Here is a 19,211-nt window from a genome sequence, read left to right as displayed (position 1 = left end):
CCCGCGCGGCGCGGGGGACCGCAACGCGTACGCATACGCGCTCGCTCAGCCCGAGTGCTCCACCAGCCGGTCGAGAAACGTGGCCTGCGCTGTGACGATCACCTCCCGCGCCCGTTCGACGCTCAGCCACTCCACCCGGTCCAGCTCCGGGAACTCCTGGACCTGCCCGGACTTCGGCGGCCACTCCATCCGGAACGTGCCGGGGACCATGGCCGCCGGATCCAGATCAGCCTCGATCGCCCACGCGGTGACGACCTTCCCGTTGCTCTGCCGCACCTCGCCGAGCCCGATCGCCTCACCGTCCGGCGGCGCGATCCCCAGCTCCTCCTGGAACTCGCGCCGGGCCGCGTCCCAGGCGGTCTCGTCGGGCTCGTACTCACCCTTGGGCACACTCCACGCCCCCGCGTCCCGGCGTGCGAAGAACGGCCCACCCATATGGCCGAGCAACACCTCCAGCCCACGATCGGTGTGCCGGAACAACAACAGCCCGGCGCTCCGCTTGCCCCTCGCGTCCCCACTCACGGCTTCACCTCCGGATGCGCCGCCAACAACGTCTCCACCGAGTCCGCCTCCTCCGCCCGCTTGTCCTCCCGATACCGCACGACCCGCGCGAAGCGCAGCGTGACACCGGCCGGGTAGCGGGTCGACTTCTGCAGGCCGTCATACGCGATTTCTACGACGAGTTCGGGCCGTACGGTCACCACGTGGCCGTCGCTCTCCACGGCCAGCTCCTGGAGGCGCTCGGTCTGCCAGGCCAGCACGGCGTCGGTCATGCCCTTGAAGGTCTTGCCGAGCATCGCGAAGGAACCGTCCGAACTCCGGGCGCCCAGATGGAGGTTGGAGAGCTTGCCGGTGCGGCGGCCGTGGCCCCACTCGGCGGCCAGGACGACCAGGTCGAGCGTGTGGACGGGCTTCACCTTCAGCCAGGAGGCGCCTCTGCGGCCCGCGTTGTACGGGGCGTCGAGGCCCTTGACCACGACCCCCTCGTGGCCGCGCTTCAAGGTCTCGGCGAGGAAGGTCTCGGCCGCCGGGACATCCTCGGGGCCGGACACGAGAGTCCGGCGGACGCGCATCGGCTCAGGCACCAACTGGGCCAGTTCCGCGTGCCGTTCGGCGAACGGCAGGTCGAGCAGATCGCGGCCGTCGACGGACAGTACGTCGAAGAACACGGGGGAGACGGGGACCGTCTCGGCGGCCGTGGCCACGTCCACGCGCGAGCCGACCCGGCCCGCCGTCTCCTGGAAGGAACGGGGCCGCCCGTCCGCGTCGAACGAGATGACCTCACCGTCCAGGATGAACCGCTCGCCTCTCAACTCCAGGGCGGCGGAGGTGAGTTCGGGCAGGCGGTCGGTGATGTCGTCGAGGGTGCGGGTGTAGAGCCGTACGACCTCGCCGTTGCGGTGGACCTGGACACGGATGCCGTCGAGCTTCTCCTCGACCGCGCAGGCACCCAGCTTCTCGACCGCCTCGGCGACGGACGTGGCGCTGTGCGCGAGCATCGGCAGGACCGGGCGGCCCACGGTCAGCCGGAACCGGTCGAGGGAGGCGGGGCCTTCGGAGAGCAGCGCCTCGGCCACCGTCTGGAGCGAACCCGCCAGCATCACGGCCCGCCGAACGTCCGTCGCGGGCGCGCCAGTTGCCTCGGCCAGCCCCTCCACGGCGACCGCGTCCAGCGCGCCCTGCCGGACCTCACCGGTGATCAGCCCGAACAGGAAGCGCTGCTCGTCGGCGGTGGCCGCACCCATCAACTCGCCCACCAGGCGGGAGCGTTCGGCCTGCGAACCGGCGCCCGACACCGTGCCGAGGCCGGTGAGCCGGGCGTCCACCTCGCGCACGGTGAGAGTAGGTTCCGATGCCGGTTCGACCTGCCGGCTCAGCACCTTCCAGCCGATACCGAGGCGGCCCTGCGGCAGGCGGCCCGCCAGATACGGGATGACGATCGGGACGTCGTCGGCCTCCGCGTCCCGGAAGAGCTCCGCGAGCAGGGCGATCTTCCGGGACCGCGCCGAGGTGGCGGCGACCTCCTGGGACACATGAGCGAGCCGGGTCAGCAGCATGCAGCCATCGTGCAACGGAGGCGGGCGGTCTACACCCGGACGGCCGCGTCGAGGTCGCTCATGAGCAGCTCGCCGTTGATCGTGGCGCCCGCCCGGTACCCGGCGGAGGCCGCGTTCACGACCTGCTCCGCGAAGCCCATCGCGTTGCCCACCGCCCACACCCCGGGCACGGTCGTCTGGCCCGTCGGGTCGACCACGGGGTACGCGCCGAACGGGGTCTCCTGCAGCTCGGCTCCCAGCTTCTCCAGGAGGCCGGTCTGCGGAATCGCGCGGGGCGCGACGAACAGGGCCTCGCGGGGGTGCGTGGTGCCGTCCGCGAGGCGGACGCCGGTGAGTCGATCGTCCTGGACCACCAGTTCCGCGACCTCACCAGGCACTACGGCGACCCCGGCCGCGGCCAGCCTCCGCAGGTCGTCGTCCGTCAGCTCGGACTCGGCGACCGTGTGGAGGAACAGGGTCACGTCCTTCGACCACTGCGAGACCATCAGCGCCTGGTGCACACTCATCGCCGTCGTCGCGAGGACACCGAAGGCCTGGTCACGGACCTCCCAGCCATGGCAGTACGGGCAGTGGATCACGTCCCGCCCGAAGCGTTCGGCGACTCCGGGGACGGCGGGCAGCTCGTCCTTGAGCCCGGTGGCGACGACGATCCGCCGCGCGTGCACGGTCTCCCCGTCGGCCAGCGCTACGGCGAAGTCCTCGCCCTTCGTGACGTCCACCGCACGGTCCCGGACCAGGTCGACGCCGTAGCGCGCGATCTCCTCGCGGCCCAGGGCGAGGAACTCGGCGGGTGACATGCCGTCCCGGGACAGATAGCCCTGCATGTGAGCGGCGGGCGTGTTGCGCGGCTCACCGGCGTCGACGACCAGCGTGCGACGCCGGGACCGGCCCAGGACCAGCGCGGCGGAGAGCCCTGCCGCTCCGCCGCCGATGACGACCACTTCGTAGGTTCCGGTACGTGTCTCGGTCACGGTGACCACCTCCACCCCCGAAGGTCGCCCCATCGCTGCCGTATTGACAAACGTGTTTGCCGAAACTGCAATATCGGTCATGAACGACGACACGGACGAGGTCCTGGCGGAGGTCGGCCCGCGACTGCGGCGGATCCGGAAGGAGCGGGGCGCGACTCTCGCCGGGCTCTCGGAGACGACCGGCATCTCGGTGAGCACGCTGTCCCGCCTGGAGTCCGGGCTGCGTAAGCCCAGCCTGGAACTGCTGCTGCCGATCGCGCGGGCTCATCAGGTGCCGTTGGACGAGCTGGTGGGGACGCCGCCGGTGAGTGATCCACGGGTCCGGTCCGAGCCGATCCAGCGGCACGGTCGCACCTACTGGCCGCTCACCCGTCAGCCGGGCGGACTCCAGGCCTTCAAGGTGCTGGTCCCACAGCGGAAGGAGGAACCCGACCTGCGGACGCACGAGGGTTACGAGTGGCTGTACGTGATGTCCGGACGGCTCCGGCTCGTGCTCGCCGAACACGATGTCGTGCTCGCGACGGGGGAGGCCGTCGAGTTCGACACGCGGGTGCCGCACTGGTTCGGGTCCACGGGGGAGGGTCCCGCGGAGTTCCTGAGCCTGTTCGGCCCGCAGGGGGAGCGGATGCATGTGAGGGCGAGGCCGAAGCGCGGTCAGTGAAAGACGCGGCCACCGGGGCGCCCCTCAGCGGCGCGGGGCTGTATCGATGTGCGGCTCCGCCGCGTGGGCGCGACCAGCCCCCACCGGCCTGCGGTCAAAGAACGGCACGCACCCACTCGACCGTGACGAACCCGACTGTTCCCTCATCGGCAAGCGACCGCTTAGTATGCAATCGACCCCGGTCAGACAGAGCAGTCCCGTGGAGGCCCCGCATGCAGGCATGGCAAGTGCACGAGAACGGCGAGCCAAGTGAGGCGATGCGCCTGGCGGAGGTGGAACGACCCACGCCGGGCGACGGCCAGGTCCTGCTCAAGGTACGCGCCGCGAACATCAACTTCCCGGACGTCCTGATGTGCCGAGGCCACTACCAGGTCAGGCCCCCGCTCCCGTTCACCCCGGGTGTCGAGATCTGCGGCGAGACCGAGGACGGCCGCCGCGTGATCGCCAACCCCGCGCTGCCGTACGGCGGTTTCGCCGAGTACGCGGTCGCGGACGCCGCCGGTCTGCTGCCCGCCCCCGACTCGCTGGACGACGCCGAGGCCGCCGCACTCCACATCGGCTACCAGACGGGCTGGTTCGCGCTCCACCAGCGTGCCCACCTGGAGGCAGGCGAGACCCTGCTCGTGCACGCAGCCGCCGGCGGGGTCGGCAGCGCGGCCGTACAACTCGGCAGGGCAGCCGGTGCCACCGTCATCGGTGTCGTCGGCGGTGCCGAAAAGGCTGTCGTGGCACGGGAGTTGGGCTGCGACGTCGTGATCGACCGGCGTACCGAGGACGTCGTCGCGGCCGTCAAGGCGGCCACCGGCGGACGCGGTGCCGACGTGATCTTCGACCCGGTCGGCGGCGACGCCTACACGCAGTCCACGAAGGTCGTCGCCTTCGAGGGCCGGATCGTGGTCGTGGGCTTCGCGAGCGGCACGATTCCCAGCCCGTCGCTCAACCACGCCCTGGTGAAGAACTACTCGATCCTGGGCCTGCATTGGGGCCTGTACGCCGTCAAGAACCCGAAGCTGATCCTCGACTGCCACGAGCGGTTGACCGACCTGGCCGCACGCGGCGCCATCAAGCCGCTGGTGAGCGAGCGCGTCCCGCTGGCCGGTGCGGCCGCCGCCGTGCAGCGGGTCGGCGACGGTGTCACCACCGGCCGGGTCGTCGTCGTACCGTCGTTGGAGAACGGAGCCGCCGTATGAGCGAAGAGACCACGGGAGCGTCCACGAGCGCGGCCGAACTGCGCCGCCGCGCCCAGGAGTTGCTGGCCGCGCACCCACCGCTGGAGACCGGCCAGCTCGACTTCCTCAAGGCCCGTTTCGACGCCGGGCTCGCGTGGGTGCACTACCCCGAGGGGCTCGGTGGGCTGGGTGCCCCGCGCGCTCTCCAGGCTGTCGTGGACACCGAGTTGGAGGCGGCTGGCGCTCCGGACAACGACCCGCGCCGGATCGGCATCGGCCTCGGCATGGCCGCGCCGACCGTCCTCCGTTTCGGCACCGAGGAGCAGAAGCAGCGCTTCCTCAGGCCGCTCTGGGTCGGCGAGGAGGTCTGGTGCCAGCTCTTCAGCGAGCCGGGTGCCGGGTCCGACCTGGCCGCGCTCGGCACGCGGGCCGTCCGTGAGGGCGACGACTGGGTCGTCAACGGGCAGAAGGTGTGGACGTCCAGCGCCCACCTCGCCCGCTGGGCCATCCTCATCGCGCGCACCGACCCGGACGTGCCCAAGCACGCGGGCATCACCTACTTCATCTGCGACATGACCGACCCCGGCGTCGAGGTCAGGCCGCTGCGCCAGATCACCGGCGAGGCCGAGTTCAACGAGGTCTTCCTCACCGACGTCCGTATCCCGGACGCCCATCGCCTCGGCGAGATCGGCGACGGCTGGCGGGTCGCGCAGACCACGCTGATGAACGAGCGCGTCTCCATCGGCGGCATGCGCATTCCGCGCGAGGGCGGCATGATCGGCCCGATCAGCCAAACCTGGCGCCGGCGCCCGGAGTTGCGCACGCACGACCTCCACCAACGCCTCCTCAAGCTCTGGGTCGAGGCCGAGGTCGCCCGGCTCTCCGGCGAACGGCTGCGCCAACAGCTCGTCGCGGGCCAGCCCGGCCACGAGGGCTCCGGCATGAAACTCTCCTTCGCCCGCCTCAACCAGGAGATCAGCGGCCTGGAGGTCGAACTCCGGGGCGAGGAAGGCCTGTTGTACGACGACTGGACCATGCGGCGTCCGGAAATGGTGGACTTCACCGGCCGCGACGCCGGCTACCGCTACCTCCGCTCCAAGGGCAACAGCATCGAGGGCGGGACCAGCGAGGTCCTGCTGAACATCGTCGCCGAGCGCGTCCTGGGCCTCCCGGCCGAGCCGCGCACCGACAAGAACGTCGCGTGGAAGGACCTCTCCCGATGACAGATCTTCTCTACTCGGAGGAGGAAGAGGCGCTGCGCGCCGCCGTCCGGGACCTGCTCACCGACCACTGCGACGCGGCGAGTGTCATCGTGCGCACCGAGTCGGACGCCCCGCACGACCTGTCCTTGTGGAAGTCCCTCGCCGACGGCATGGGCCTCGCCGGCCTCCTGGTGCCCGAGGAGCGGGGCGGCCAGGGCGCCACGCACCGCGAAGTCGCCGTCGTCCTGGAGGAGTTGGGCCGCGCGGTCGCCCCCGTCCCGTACCTCACGAGCGCGGTCGTCGCCACCGAGGCACTCCTCGCGTGCGACGCGGACGACCTGCTCGCGGACCTGGCCTCGGGCCGGAGGATCGGCGTCCTCGCCGTCTCCCTGAGCGTCGCACCGGGCGGTGCCCACAAGACCGTACGGCAGGAAAACGGCTCCCTGTACGGGGAGTTGACCGGCATCGCCGACGCGGCCGCCGCCGATGTGCTGCTCGTGCCGGGTGCGGACGGCGGGCTGTACGCCGTCGACGCGGGCGCCGTGACCGTCGTACCGCAGGTGTCGCTGGATCTGACGCGGCCGTTGGCGCGCGTGGTGTTCGACGGGGCCGCGGGGCGTCGGATCGGAGACGCCGAACCCGCCGTACGACGTGCTCTGCGGGCCGGGGCCGGGCTGCTCGCGTCCGAGCAACTGGGCGTTGCCGACTGGACGTTGACGGAGACGGTCCGGTATCTGAAGGAGCGCAAGCAGTTCAACCGGCCCGTCGGCGGGTTCCAGGCGCTCAAGCACCGGCTGGCGCAGTTGTGGCTGGAGGTCGTCAGCCTGCGGGCCGCCGCGCGCAACGCGGCCGACGCCCTCGCGACCGGTGACGACACCGATGTGGCGGTCGCCGTCGCGCAGGCCTACGCGGCGTCCGTCGCCGTCCACGCGGCCGAGGAGGCCGTCCAGTTGCACGGCGGCATCGGCATGACGTGGGAGCACCCGGCCCACCTCTACCTGAAGCGGGCCAAGGCCGACTCGATCGCCTACGGCACGGCGGGCGCCCATCGCGAGGCGCTGGCGGAACTGGTCGATCTGCGCGCTCCCTGACCGCCGGTCGTCCCTTCGGTGAAGCCCGTCCCACCTGGGGTGGGCTTTTCCGTGCGCCCCCGCCGAAGGAGTGAACAAGCGAGGGCAGTCCGGCCAACTCCTGGCATGTACAGGTTCGTTGGCGTGCTCACAGCCTCATACTCCCTGTGGTTCGAACCCGCCCCACAGGGAGGAACACCATGGCCCTCATCACCCGTCGCAGAGCCCTCACCGCGCTCGGCGCCACCGTCGCGGCAGTCCTCGCGCCGCCCGCCGGCAGTGCGTTCGCCGGCGAACAAGGGCACCGCAAGCGGCCGTTGTGGCGCGCCCACGCCCACAACGACTACGAGCACCCCCGGCCGCTCTTCGACGCCCTCGACCACCGTTTCGGCAGCGTCGAGGCCGACATCTTCCTCGTCGGCGACCAACTCCTCATCGGTCACTCCGCGTCCGAACTCGATCCGAGCCGCACGCTGGAATCCCTCTACCTCGACCCGCTCTCCGCCCTCGTGAAGGCCAACCACGGCTCGGTGTACCGGGGTTGGCGCCATCCGCTGCAACTCCTGATCGACATCAAGACCGAGGGCTCCTCGACGTACCTCGAACTCGACCGCCATCTCCAGCGCTACAAGCACCTGTTCACGACCTACGCCCACGGACGCGTCCACCCGGGCGCCGTCACCAACGTCATCTCCGGCGACCGCGCGGCCCGTATCCCCATGGAGGCGCAGACCGTGCGCCGCGCCTTCTACGACGGCCGGCTCACCGACCTCGGCAGCTCGGCGCCCGCCTCCTTCATCTCGCTCATCAGCGACAACTGGCAGACCAACTTCACCTGGCTCGGCACCGGCGCCTTCCCCGACGCCGAACGGCAGAAGCTGCGGTCGATCGTCCAGCAGGCGCACGCGCACGAGCAGACCGTGCGGTTCTGGAACACCCCGGACGTGGCGAGCCCCGCCCGTGACGCGCTGTGGGACGAACTGTTCGCCGCCGGTGTGGACTTCCTCAACACCGACGACCTGGCCGGGCTGGAAGCGTTCCTGGACGCGCGCCGGTCTGTGTGACACCCGTTCGGGGGACACGTCAGTAGCCCGGACGAACCCTCCGCTACGCCACACTTGCGGCCGAACGCCGTGAACCAGACATGGCGGCGTGGCGGAGGAGGGTGACGATGGCGATTTCCATCTCTGTGGTGCTGCTGCTCCTGATCCTTGCGGTGATCTTCATGCGCAGCGGCGGGCTGAAGCTCTCCCATGCGCTGGTCTGCGCACTGCTCGGGTTCTTCATGGCGAGCACCAGCATGGCGTCCACGATCCACAGTGGCCTGACGGCCACCGCGGATCTGGTGAGCGGCCTGCATCCGTGAGTTCAGCCGGTCGACCAGTTGACTGATCAGCCGGTTGATCAATTGGTTGATCAGTTGGTCGAGAAGACTCCGACGCCGTTCGGTACGGGGCGCTCGGCGCCGCCGCTGGGATGGTTCCGTACCGTGACGGCGCTCGCGCCGGGTGCGCGGGCGACCAGGGTCGTCGAGCCGCCGCCGTCCAGGCTGAAGGCGTCGACCGAGCCCAACTCCCGCATCTGTGTGGCGACTTCGGCGATCGTCAGACCGCTGCGGTAGGCGACCGCGCCGTCCGTCGCGAACAGCAGCAGACGGTGGCCGCCGTTCGCGATTCCCACGGCGGTGCGGACGGCCGAGGTCGTGTTGTCGAGACCGGCCAAAGGCTGACCGTCGCGCAGGACGGGGTAGCCACCCAGGGCGAAGCGGTACGGAACCCCGGACCTCGACGCCACGAGACGGTGCTGCACCTGGACCCGTTCGCCCGTGAACAGCTTCCGCAGCCGCTGCGCACCCGCCTCACGGCCGACGAGAACGGTGGTGCCGGCGGCGATGGCACCGCTGCCGGGGGTGTTGGATGCCGACACCACCCGGCCCCCACGCACGGTCACCTCATAGGTGTCGGCACTACAGGCGCCCGCCCGGTTCGTGTCCGTGCCACATGTGGCACGCACCCGGGAGACGCTGCCCCACTGTGTGGTGAACGCACCGATGGCGTTCTCCGGCAGCGCGTACTGGTTGAACCCGCCGAGCGTCAGCCGCCCGTGTGGGGTGTGCACCGACCCGCTGAGGGCGAGGCTGTCCAGCCGGGCCACCCGGTCGACCCCCACACCGAGCACGTTCCGGGTGTTCGTGCCGGGCGGCAGCGCGGGCCCGAAGCGCTGGCCGTCCGGCACCGCGGCCTTCAGCGCGATGCCGCTCGCGATGGCCGGTCCGTCGGTGGAGCCGGTGGCCTCGACGCCCGGGTGCTGGGTCTCGGTGATGTTGAAGAAGTCGCCGTTGACGCCCGCGACGGCGCCCGCCGAGTCGGCCAGCCGGGAGACGGGCTCCCGGGCCGCCACCGCGCCCGGGTACAGCAGGTTGACCCGCACATGGGCGGTGCGCAGGTCCACGACGACCACATGGGCGTGGGTCACACCCTTGGCCGCCGTGATGTCGAACTGCTCGTAGGTGACACCCGGCGCGAGCCGCGTGGTGCCCGGTACGGCGTCGGCCGGTGCCGCCCCCACCAGGGCCGCACCGGCCAGCGCGCCGAATGCCGTGAGATGTGTGAGTACGGATCTGCCTGCTCTTAAACATTTTTGACGGTGCGTCACAGGATCCCCTGATGTCTCGTCAACTTTCTCAAGTCTCAGGGGAAGTGCAGCAGATGACGATGACCGGCGGGGCTGCTAGGCGCCGACTACACGGGAACGAGTGAGAAAACGCACCCCCTCGGGTGCTTCCAACGAGAAACCGCTGCCGCGCCCTGCTACGACGTCCACGATCAGCCGGGTATGACTCCACACCTCGTTCTGACTGCGCGAGATCCAGAAGGTCACGGGCTCCGGCACACCCTCGACCTCCAGCTCGGCGAGCAGCACGTCCGAGCCGCCGGTGCGGAACTCGCCCTCCGGGTAGCACATGGGCGCACTGCCGTCGCAGCAGCCGCCTGACTGGTGGAACATCAACGGGCCGTGCTGTGCGTGGAGTTGGCGCAGCAGGTCGGCTGCGGCGGGGGTGAGTTCGACGCGCGGGGTGTTGTCGTCCATGTCAGCCGTCCCAGGAGCCGGATGCGGATCGTCGACCCAGGGCATCACACGCAAGGTTGCGAGAGGGTTGCGTGCCTGTGGGGGCGTACTTGTTCGGCTCTGTTCGCCTCTACTCGGCTCGGAGTGCGGTCGCCGTACGGATGCGTGCCGCCCATCCGGCCGCCCCGGGCGCGCCGGTCGTCCAGGCCAATTGCCGTACCGCACCGCACTGGGGTGATGGCTCACGACGTCATCCTTGAGATGTAGCCGACGGATGTACGCGGCCCGTCCGTCGGAGGGATTCCGGGCGCCGTCGGCACCCGCGAGAATGGGCCGGTGACGGTGGGAGAGGAAGTCCCGGCTCGACCAGTCCAGGCTCGGCAGTTTCCGGCTCGGCTGGTTCCGGTCGGGCTGCGCCGAGCGGCTAACGCGCTTCTGCGCCCCGGTGGTCAACTGCCGCGCCCCACAGGGCAACAGCGGCTCGTCGACGCCGCGCTCGCGATCGTCCTCACCTTCGCTTCGGTGCAGTACGCGTGGGGTGACGGTTACGACGAGGCCCACCGGCACCGCATGACCGACCTGGTCATTCTGGTGTTCCTGGCCTCGGCGGCGCTCGCGTGGCGACGCCGTTACCCCCTCGCTGTGCTGTGGCTCGTGACGGTCGCGACGGCCCTGACACCGGACGACGTCGCCCGGCTCACCTTCTACGCCTGCGTCATCGCCGCCTACAGCGCCGCGGCCTACAGCCCCCACCGCCTGCCGACCCTGGTGAGCCTCGCCGCGGCGGTCGCCGTCATCAGCAGATCGGGCCAAGTCGACCCGGCCAACCCGTACTTCTACGTCGCCCCGACCGTGCCCACGCAGTACGTGGCCCTGCTCATCTCGGTGCCGATAGTCGTGGCCGCCATCGGACTGCGCACCTGGAAGATCCGGGCCGCTGAGACCCGCACCCGGCTCACCGCGGTGGAGAGCGCCCGGACCGAGGAGCTGCACAGGGCCGTAGAACACGAACGCGCCCGGATCGCCCGGGAGTTGCACGACGTCGTCACGCACAACGTCAGCGTGATGGTCATCCAGGCCGGCGCCGCCCGCACGATCATGGACAAGTCCCCGGAGCGGGCGCGCGAGGCACTCCTCGCCGTCGAGGCGGGCGGCCGGGCGGCGATGGGGGAGCTGCGCCACGTGATGGGCCTCCTCACCATGGAACTGGGCCAGGACGCCGACGAGTTGGAGAGCCCGGAGCTGGATCCGCAACCGGGTCTCGACCGGCTGGAGGCGCTGATCGGCCGCATGCGCGGCGCCGGCGTACCGGTCGAACTGACCGTCTCCGGAGCGCCCCGCCCCCTCCCCGCCGGCATCGAACTCGCCGCCTACCGAGTCGTCCAGGAAGCTCTGACCAACACCGTCAAACACGCGTCCGGCGCCGACGCGAGCGTCCAAGTGGCGTACGGCGAGGGCGAGTTGCACGTCGAGGTCACCGACACCGGCGGCAGGCCCGGCCCCGCCGCGGCCACCGGCAACGGCCGCGGTCTGATCGGCCTGCGCGAACGCCTCGCCGTCTACGGCGGCACCCTGCGCACCGGCCCCCGCCCGTTCGGCGGCTACCGCGTGCGGGCCCTGATCCCCCTGGAGGACCTGTGAACCGCGCCCCGCGCGTGGTGGTCGCCGACGACCAGGCCCTCGTACGTACCGGCTTCCGGCTGATCCTCGACGCCCATGGCATCGAGGTGGTCGCCGAGGCGACCGACGGCGCCGAAGCCGTCGACGCGGTCCGGCGCACCCGGCCCGACGTGGTGCTGATGGACATCCGCATGCCGGACATGGACGGACTGGAGGCAACACGGCGCATTCTCAAGGATGTCGGTGACACGGACGCGCCGCGCGTGGTCATGCTGACCACGTTCGACCTCGACCACTACGTCTACGCGGCGCTGGCCGCCGGAGCCAGCGGCTTCCTCCTCAAGGACGTCACCCCGGAACACCTCGTCGCCGCCGTCCGCACGGTGCGCGCCGGTGACGCGCTGCTCGCCCCCGCCATCACGCGCCGCCTGGTCGAGCGGTTCGCCCGCCGGGCCCCGGAAACGGCCTCCCTCCATCGCGACCTGGCCGCGCTCACACCCCGCGAACTGGACGTCCTGCGCCTGCTCGCCCAGGGCCTGAGCAACGCCGAACTGGCCACCGGGCTCCACCTCTCCGAGGCCACGGTCAAGACCCACGTCTCCCACATCCTCGCCAAGCTCTCCCTGCGCGACCGGGCCCAGGCGGTCGTCGTCGCGTACGAGACGGGACTCGTCAGCCCGGGGGCGCGGCACGAGGACGCAACCGGTGGCGAGGTATCGGCGTAGTACCCGCGGAGCGCCAGTCCCTGCTCGGATTCCGCTTCGGTTGACAAGTGCGTGGACATAACTGAAACTGAATTCAGATTTACTTTTCTGCTCACGTGATCGTCGGAGGACCCATGCCCGCAACCGCCACGTCCAAGGGCGAACGCTCCGCGGCCGAGCTCAAGGCCGCCGCCCTCCGGGTGATAGCGCGCCAGGGCTACCTGTCGACGAAGATCGGCGACATCACCGCCGAGGCGGGCAAGTCGGCCGGGATCTTCTACCGGTACTTCACCGACAAGGACGACCTGCTCCGCTCGATAGCGGACGACTTCGCCGCCGCCCTGCGCGAGCGCGTGGTCGAGCAGTCCGGGGAAGGGCATGCCCTCGACGGGATCGACGACATCCGCGGGCACGTGCGCGCCTACTGGGACATCTACCGCGACCACCGCGCGGAGATGACCGCCATATACGAGGCCTCTCTGGTCAGCGCGGAGTTCGCCGCGCACTGGGAGGGGATGCGGGCACGGCACGTCACTATCTGGACCGCACATGTGGCGGAAGCACGTCGGCTCGCCGCTCCGGATGTGGACGCGCGCCTGACCGCGCTCGCGGTCGTCGCCATGATCGAGCGTTTCTGCCAGCTCGTGGCCCCTCCGGAGAGCGAGGCGGAGGGCGACGCGGCGGTCGAGGCACTGACCCGGCTCGCGGCACACGGCCTGCTCCAGTCCGACCCGCCTCGCCGGTGACAGCAGACGGCTGGCTCCAGCCCGCCCCGCCGCGCTGACCGAGTCGCCGCCGCCCCCGCCGCCGTACACCGAACTGCTGCCGTACCCCGAATCGAGGAACCACATGTCCGTCACCCACACTGCCCGCCTGACGGAGGTGGCCGCGCTGCCTGCATCCGGGGCGCGTGCCGTTGAGCCCTTCGAGCTCGACGGCATGCAGCTGCTGGCGATCCCCCAACTCGCCTACGACATCCCCGGGACCCCGGCCGGTATGAACGGCGGGGACAGTGACACCGAGTTGCTCCTGCTGCGCCGGGCCGAGGGCACCGACACGTACGAGCCCTTCCAGGCCCTGCGGGCGCCCGGCGGTGAGGACGCGGAGTTCTTCCGGATCGGCGAGCGCGCCTTCCTGGCCGTCGCCGACATCCGCTCGGGCAAGGGACCGTACGAATACACCACCGACTCCACGGTCTTCGAGTGGGACGGGACCCAATTCACGCCCTTCCAGAGCGTCTTGGGCTTCGCGGCCAAGCAGTGGCGCCACTTCGCCATCGGCGAGCGGCACTTCCTCGCCCTGGCCCAGGGTGTGACCGTCCCGGGCCACGAGCAGGAGAACCAGCCCTCCCGCATCTACACCTGGGACGGAACCCGCTTCGCCGCGCTGCAGGACGTCGACTCGCTCTGGGGCTACAACTGGCACGCCTTCGACCTCGGCGGCGAGCACTTCCTCGCCTACGCCGACCATGTGCGCCCCTCGGTGCTGCTGCGCTGGAACGGCGAGAAGTTCGAGCACGTCCAGGACCTCGCTCCCCAACACGGCCGCGCCTTCGCCCACTTCACCGACCCGCAGGGCGAGACCTATCTCCTGGTCGCCTGCCTGGCGAGCCCGTCGCGGCTGCTCCGCTGGGACGGGGAGCGTTTCGTCGAACACCAGGTGCTCGACGGGCTCGGGGCGCGCGAGTTCGCCGTCCTCGACACCGAGCACGGGCTGTACGTCGTACGCGTCAACTTCATCCTCGGCACCCAGGCCGAGCCCGTCACCTCGCTGGACTCCCAGCTCTACCGGTTCGCGGACGGACGCCTCACGGCCGTGCAGTCCTTCCCGACCACGGGTGCCACCGACGCCGCCGTGCTCCGCGGCCACGACGGCGGCCTGCTGGTCGCCGTCAGCAACAGCCTCACCGCCGACGTCCGTTTCGCCGCCCGGACTGTTCTGTACCGCTTCGACCAGTAGGAGCCGGCCAAGTCCACGCCCTTCGAAGATCTGGAGAGAGGATCCGCCGATGCCGTCCCACCAAAGCCCCGAACTCGTCGACCTGTTCACGACCTACACCGCCGGGCCCGGCAGCATCGGCTCGCATCTGACCCGGGCCGCCGTCGAGCACGGCAGCGCCGATCCGCTGATCGTGGCCACCAGCGCCGACTTCGCCCTCTACCCCGGCGACGGCCGGCCGCCCACCGTCGAGGGCTTCCGCTTCTCCACCCGCGGCTTCAAGGAACTGGCCGGTGTCTCGCATCTCGGCCCCGCCGTGGCCACCCTCGTCCAACTCCGCGAGAAGTACGCCGACTTCGGCTGGCGCGCCGAGGCCGAGCGGCTGCTGCACGAGGTCGAGCGCTCCCGCGCCGCCAACAGCGCCGAGTTGTGGCGCGAGACCATCGCCGTCGAGGCGTACCGGGGCCGTGAGCAGGCGATCGCCGACATGGTCGACTACGCGTGCGCGGTCACCGCCCGCTATCTGCGCGCCGCGCTGGCCGACGAGGCGTACCTCAACTCCCGTACCCTGCGCGAGGATTACCTGGAAGGCGGCCCCTGCGGCAAACTGCCCGTCCCGGTCAACCAGATGATGATCGCGACGTTCTTCCTCACCGGCCTGGACATCTCCCACCGCATCCTGCGCTGGTTCACCACGCAGAAGATCGACTGGGCCCGCGCGATGGTCGTGATCGCCGGCCAACAGGGCCGCCCCACCGCGGGCGTCACCTGGAACACCTGCAGCGTCGCCACCATGATCCTGGGTGCCTCCGAGTACCAACTGCCCCTGGAGCGGCTCTACATGGCCCCGCACGCTCCCACCTTCGCCACCCCCGTCGACGGCGACCTGACGGAAGTCGCCGCGCTGGAGGAGCCGTTGCGCCAGATCTGGTTCAACACCCGCGCCACCGTCGAACTGGGTGAGCTGATGTTCGACGGCCATCCCCGTTACGCCCCAGGGCAGTTGACGGTCCCCGACGTCGCGGACCCCGCCGTCACCGAGATCAGCGAGATGCCGGTGATCCACGGCCCCGACGACTGGCGCGCCATGACCACCCGGCTTCGCATGGTCCTGGAGGACCCGCGCCAGCTGCTCTCCGGCTGCGTCACCGACTTCGCCGTACGACAGCTCGTCGAGGCCGGCAACGACCCCGCCAAGGTCGTCGTTCCCGGCCTGGACGGCGTCACGTACCCCACCGACCTGTAAGTCCCTCCGCCCCGGTCCTGGCCCACGTACACCTTCCGGGAGAGCCCCCACCATGCCCACGACCACACCGATCACCCCCCTCACCCTCGACCAGGCCCGCCACCTCGACGTACCGGACGGCGGCCGTATCGCCTACTACGAGACCGGCGCGACCGGTCCCACCGCACCGGTGATCGTCTGGGTGCACGGCCTGCCGCTCGACTCCCGATCCTGGGTGGCCCAGCGGGAGTTCTTCGACAGCCGCGCCCGCAACGTCTTCCTCGACCTGCGCGGCTACGGCGCCTCCAGCGAACTGCCGCCCGACGTGACCGGCGTCACCGCCCTGTACGTCGCCGACCTCGCAGCGCTGATCCAACACCTGGGACTCACGGCCCCGTTGCTGGTCGGCTTCGCCTCCGCGGGACACGTCGCGCTGCGCTTCGCCGCCGAACACCCGGACCTCGTGGGCAAGTTGGCGGTCATCAACGGTTCACCCAAGTTCCGCCGCTCCGCCGACTGGCCCTACGGCTTCGACGAGAAGGGGATCGCCCGCTTCACCGACGCGGCGGCCGAGGGCGGCATCGAGGGCATCACCGACGCCGTGCTCGATCCCGAGGTCGTCTTCGCCGACGTGGACGACGCCCGCGCGGCCGAACTCGGCGCCTGGTTCCGGGAGATGAGCCACAACGCCGGTGTACGGACCCTGCTCGGATTCTTCGAGGACATCTCCCTGGACGACGACCGGGCCCTGCTCCCGGCCATCGAGGCGCCCACCCTCCTGATGGCCAGCACCATCGGGCAGGAGGTTCCCACTGGGGTCTCCCTGTACCTGCGCACCACCATTGCCCGCGCCCGCCTGGCCGAACTGCCCGGCGCGGACCACTTCGCCTTCGCCACCCGCCCCGACCTGGTCAACAACCTCCTGGACTCCTTCCTGACCAGCTGACGGCCACACCTCAGTGAAGGCGCCACCGCCTTCCCGACCGCAGAGGAAGCGACACCATGCCCGAACCCACCACCCCGAGCCCCGAGTTCACCCCGGCCGATGCCGCGCCCCGCAATGTCCTCGCCTACGCCACGTCGGTGGCCGAGAGCGACACCGGCACCAGCATCGTCGTGGACCCCACGGGCGAGCCCCAGATCACGCTGGGCAAGGGCAAGCTCTCCGAGCAGCACGACATCGTGTACGCGACGCGCAGGGGCGCCGACGGCAACCCGATCCCGCTACGGCTGGACCTGCTGGTCCCCGACACGGACGAACCCGCGCCGCTCGTGGTCTACGTCCCCGGCGGCGGTTTCATGATCTCCAGGAAGGAGTTGGCGCCGGACACCAAGGCCTACGTGGCGGAGGCGGGGTTCGCGGTCGCCAGCATCGAGTACCGCACCATTCCCCAGGACGCCACCTTCCGCGATGCCGTCGCCGACGTGCAGAGCGCGCTGCGCCACCTGCGGGCCCATGCCGAGGAGTACGGCATCGACACGGGGCGCGTCGCGCTGTGGGGCGAGTCGGCCGGGGGCTACCTGGCCGCGATGACCGGGGTACTCGGCGGCCGGTCCTTGCTCGATCCGGCAGCCACGGACCCCGATGCCGCGGTCCAGGCCGTCGTGGACGACTTCGGTGCCTCGGACCTGACCCGGATCGCGGCCGACTTCGACGCGGCGACGCGGGCGAGGTTCGAGGGGGCGGACAACATCGCGGCGATGTTCGTCAACGGCCGGACCAGCGGCGCGTCTCTGGCCGACGCCCCGCAGGCCGCCGCCGAGGCGAACCCGATCGGCCACCTCGGCTCCGCGTCGGCGCTGCCCGCCTTCCTGCTCCTGCACGGCACCGCCGACCCGATCGTCTCGCCCAGCCAGACGCTGCTGCTGCACGAGGCCCTGCGCGCCCACGGCGCCGACTCGACCCGCGTCGTCCTCCTCGGCGCCGGCCACGGCGACCTGGCCGTCCTCGATGACGAGGAGGTCGGGCGGCCCTGGTCGACCCGCCGCACGATGGACCTGGTCACGGACTTCCTGCGGCGGACCTTGCACGACTGAGGGCGTGTACCGGCGCCTGCGTGGCGGCTGCCCCGCGGTTCCGCCCCGGACATGCCGCGGGCCCCGGCGACGGAACATCATCACCGGGGCCCGCGGTCACGACCGTGTACGGGGCTGGCTCAGCCCTCGACGACGCCGGAAGCGGCGATCTCGATCTTGGCCTTGGTGGAGCCCGACTGCGAGCCCAGGGACTCGATCTTGTCGATGATCTCCGTGCCCTCGACGGCCTCGCCGAAGACGACGTGCTTGCCGTCGAGCCACGAGGTGACGACGGTGGTGACGAAGAACTGCGAGCCGTTGGTGTTGCGGCCGGCGTTCGCCATCGACAGCAGGTACGGGCGGTCGTGCTTCAGGTCGAAGTTCTCGTCCGCGAACTTCTCGCCGTAGATGCTCTTGCCACCGGTGCCGTTGTGGTTGGTGAAGTCACCGCCCTGCAGCATGAACTGCGGGATGACGCGGTGGAAGCCGGAGCCCGCGTAGCCGTAACCGTTCTGCCCGGTGGCCAGCTCGCGGAAGTTGCGGGCGGTCTTCGGGACGACATCGTCGAAGAGGTTGAAGACGATGCGGCCGGCGGGGGCGCCGTCGATGGTGATGTCGAAGTAGACGTTGCTCATGGTCAATTCTGTCACTTTCGGTGTGTTGCACCCTCTGCCTGGCGTGACCGTGTGCCGAACGCCAGGCCGTTACGTCAAAGGGCTCTGATGGGAGTCCAGTCCGTCGAACTCTATCCACAGAGCGGAGCTCGTGCGTCGGCGCCGGCTTCCCGAGGCGCGGTGCCGGCCGGCGCCCTACGGCTCCGGTGGGCGGGAGCGTGCGTGGTAGCGTCGGTATACAAACTGTATGCGATGTCTGGGGGTTGCCGTGGCGTCCGGTCGGGAGAAGGCCTACGCGTATCTCAAGGACACGGTGCTGACGGACCCCGAGATGCAGGGGGCCTTCCTGTCGGAGCAGGAGCTCGCCGATCGTATCGGTGTCTCCCGCACCCCCATCCGCGAGGCGCTGCTGATGCTCGCCGCGGAGGACCTGGTCGAACTCGTGCCCAAACGCGGTGCCCGGGTGGCACCTCTGACGGGGCGCGAGGTCCGGGAGCTGATGGAGCTGCGCGGCATGGTCGAGCGGTACGCGGCCGAGCGGCTCGTCGCGGCCGGGCGGGTGCCCCTGGGGGAACTCCGCTCCCTGCTGGAACAGCAGCGCGCGCTCACCGGCGCCGAGGAGGCGCACGAGTTCATCGCCGTGGACCACCGCTTCCACGCGTCCCTGGTGTCGGCCGTGGGAAACACCCTGCTGGACCGGCACTACGACGGTCTGCGCAGCCGTCAGGTCCGCGCCGGAGTGGTCGCCGTCTTCAACCAGCAGGGCCGGCAGAAGGCGGTGCTCGACGAGCACGAGGCCATCGTCGACGCCCTCGCCGCCGGTGACGCGCAGGCGGCGTGCGCGGCCATCGACCACCACCTGCGGTCGACCCTCAAGGTGCTCCTCGACGGCTGA

General features: G+C 70.6%; 20 protein-coding genes. 14 read left to right on the top strand and 6 right to left on the bottom strand.

Annotation, left to right across the window (positions count from 1 at the left end; translation table 11 throughout):
- Positions 1–45 precede the first annotated feature (45 nt).
- From OG496_RS12030 to OG496_RS12020, 3 genes are read right to left on the bottom strand one after another with little or no spacing between them, the layout of a single operon-like run.
- On the bottom strand, positions 46–522 hold the full coding sequence (locus OG496_RS12030) for an NUDIX domain-containing protein (protein ID WP_405970843.1): 477 nt from the start codon (positions 520–522) through the stop codon (positions 46–48).
- Positions 519–2,057, bottom strand: a complete 1,539-nt coding sequence (locus OG496_RS12025) for an ATP-dependent DNA ligase (RefSeq protein WP_405970842.1) — start codon at positions 2,055–2,057, stop codon at positions 519–521. Before OG496_RS12025 ends, OG496_RS12030 begins: the two co-directional genes overlap by 4 nt.
- Before the next feature lie 29 nt (positions 2,058–2,086).
- Positions 2,087–3,061, bottom strand: a complete 975-nt coding sequence (locus OG496_RS12020) for an NAD(P)/FAD-dependent oxidoreductase (RefSeq protein ID WP_405970841.1) — start codon at positions 3,059–3,061, stop codon at positions 2,087–2,089.
- 46 nt (positions 3,062–3,107) lie between these two features.
- Between OG496_RS12020 and OG496_RS12015 the strand changes: the two genes are divergently transcribed.
- The 6 genes from OG496_RS12015 to OG496_RS11990 all read left to right on the top strand — a co-directional run bounded on the left by OG496_RS12015 (position 3,108) and on the right by OG496_RS11990 (position 8,496).
- Positions 3,108–3,689, top strand: a complete 582-nt coding sequence (locus OG496_RS12015) for a helix-turn-helix domain-containing protein (protein ID WP_405970840.1) — start codon at positions 3,108–3,110, stop codon at positions 3,687–3,689.
- Positions 3,690–3,901: 212 nt separating this feature from the next.
- The gene (locus OG496_RS12010) at positions 3,902–4,879 is read left to right on the top strand and encodes an NADPH:quinone oxidoreductase family protein (protein ID WP_405970839.1); all 978 of its coding nucleotides are present in this window, start codon (positions 3,902–3,904) and stop codon (positions 4,877–4,879) included.
- A complete protein-coding gene (locus tag OG496_RS12005) occupies positions 4,876–6,081 on the top strand; it encodes an acyl-CoA dehydrogenase family protein (protein WP_405970838.1) in 1,206 nt (401 codons plus the stop codon). Before OG496_RS12010 ends, OG496_RS12005 begins: the two co-directional genes overlap by 4 nt.
- Complete coding sequence (locus OG496_RS12000; protein WP_405970837.1) at positions 6,078–7,151, top strand: acyl-CoA dehydrogenase family protein; 1,074 nt, start codon at positions 6,078–6,080, stop codon at positions 7,149–7,151. Before OG496_RS12005 ends, OG496_RS12000 begins: the two co-directional genes overlap by 4 nt.
- Positions 7,152–7,330: 179 nt before the next feature.
- Positions 7,331–8,194, top strand: a complete 864-nt coding sequence (locus OG496_RS11995) for a phosphatidylinositol-specific phospholipase C/glycerophosphodiester phosphodiesterase family protein (protein ID WP_405970836.1) — start codon at positions 7,331–7,333, stop codon at positions 8,192–8,194.
- 107 nt (positions 8,195–8,301) lie between these two features.
- Positions 8,302–8,496 (top strand): hypothetical protein, encoded by a 195-nt coding sequence (locus OG496_RS11990; RefSeq protein ID WP_405970835.1) that lies wholly within the window; start codon positions 8,302–8,304, stop codon positions 8,494–8,496.
- A 50-nt stretch (positions 8,497–8,546) separates the two neighbouring features.
- On the opposite strand, the gene OG496_RS11985 is transcribed toward OG496_RS11990, so the two are convergent.
- Together OG496_RS11985 and OG496_RS11980 are read right to left on the bottom strand one after the other, a co-directional pair.
- A complete protein-coding gene (locus OG496_RS11985) occupies positions 8,547–9,698 on the bottom strand; it encodes a phosphodiester glycosidase family protein (RefSeq protein WP_405970834.1) in 1,152 nt (383 codons plus the stop codon).
- Between the two features lie 162 nt (positions 9,699–9,860).
- Complete coding sequence (locus OG496_RS11980; protein WP_366498194.1) at positions 9,861–10,220, bottom strand: DUF779 domain-containing protein; 360 nt, start codon at positions 10,218–10,220, stop codon at positions 9,861–9,863.
- 315 nt (positions 10,221–10,535) lie between these two features.
- Here OG496_RS11980 and OG496_RS11975 point away from each other — a divergent pair, with 315 nt between their 5' ends.
- The 7 genes from OG496_RS11975 to OG496_RS11945 all read left to right on the top strand — a co-directional run bounded on the left by OG496_RS11975 (position 10,536) and on the right by OG496_RS11945 (position 17,723).
- Positions 10,536–11,840, top strand: a complete 1,305-nt coding sequence (locus OG496_RS11975; protein ID WP_405970833.1) for a sensor histidine kinase — start codon at positions 10,536–10,538, stop codon at positions 11,838–11,840.
- Complete coding sequence (locus OG496_RS11970) at positions 11,837–12,544, top strand: response regulator (protein ID WP_405970832.1); 708 nt, start codon at positions 11,837–11,839, stop codon at positions 12,542–12,544. Before OG496_RS11975 ends, OG496_RS11970 begins: the two co-directional genes overlap by 4 nt.
- 113 nt (positions 12,545–12,657) lie before the next feature.
- Positions 12,658–13,269, top strand: a complete 612-nt coding sequence (locus OG496_RS11965; protein WP_405970831.1) for a TetR/AcrR family transcriptional regulator — start codon at positions 12,658–12,660, stop codon at positions 13,267–13,269.
- 103 nt (positions 13,270–13,372) lie between these two features.
- Entirely contained in the window at positions 13,373–14,482 is a 1,110-nt protein-coding gene (locus OG496_RS11960) for a hypothetical protein (protein WP_405970830.1), read from the top strand.
- A gap of 49 nt (positions 14,483–14,531) precedes the next feature.
- Complete coding sequence (locus OG496_RS11955; protein ID WP_405970829.1) at positions 14,532–15,707, top strand: DUF5624 domain-containing protein; 1,176 nt, start codon at positions 14,532–14,534, stop codon at positions 15,705–15,707.
- Between the two features lie 52 nt (positions 15,708–15,759).
- Positions 15,760–16,632, top strand: coding sequence for an alpha/beta fold hydrolase (locus OG496_RS11950; RefSeq protein ID WP_405970828.1), 873 nt, complete (start codon positions 15,760–15,762; stop codon positions 16,630–16,632).
- Positions 16,633–16,688: 56 nt separating this feature from the next.
- Positions 16,689–17,723 carry an alpha/beta fold hydrolase gene (locus tag OG496_RS11945; RefSeq protein WP_405970827.1) on the top strand — a complete coding sequence of 345 codons (1,035 nt, stop codon included), beginning with the start codon at positions 16,689–16,691 and terminating at the stop codon, positions 17,721–17,723.
- 119 nt (positions 17,724–17,842) lie between these two features.
- Here OG496_RS11945 and OG496_RS11940 read toward each other — a convergent pair whose 3' ends face one another.
- Entirely contained in the window at positions 17,843–18,337 is a 495-nt protein-coding gene (locus OG496_RS11940) for a peptidylprolyl isomerase (protein ID WP_366498203.1), read from the bottom strand.
- Between the two features lie 247 nt (positions 18,338–18,584).
- On the opposite strand from OG496_RS11940, the gene OG496_RS11935 reads away from it, so the two are divergent.
- Complete coding sequence (locus OG496_RS11935) at positions 18,585–19,211, top strand: GntR family transcriptional regulator (protein ID WP_405970826.1); 627 nt, start codon at positions 18,585–18,587, stop codon at positions 19,209–19,211.

Source organism: Streptomyces sp. NBC_00988, assembly GCF_045162645.1.
GTDB lineage: Bacteria > Actinomycetota > Actinomycetes > Streptomycetales > Streptomycetaceae > Streptomyces.
Note: the sequence above shows the minus strand (reverse complement) of the source record. Positions and strands in the feature narration are given on the sequence as shown.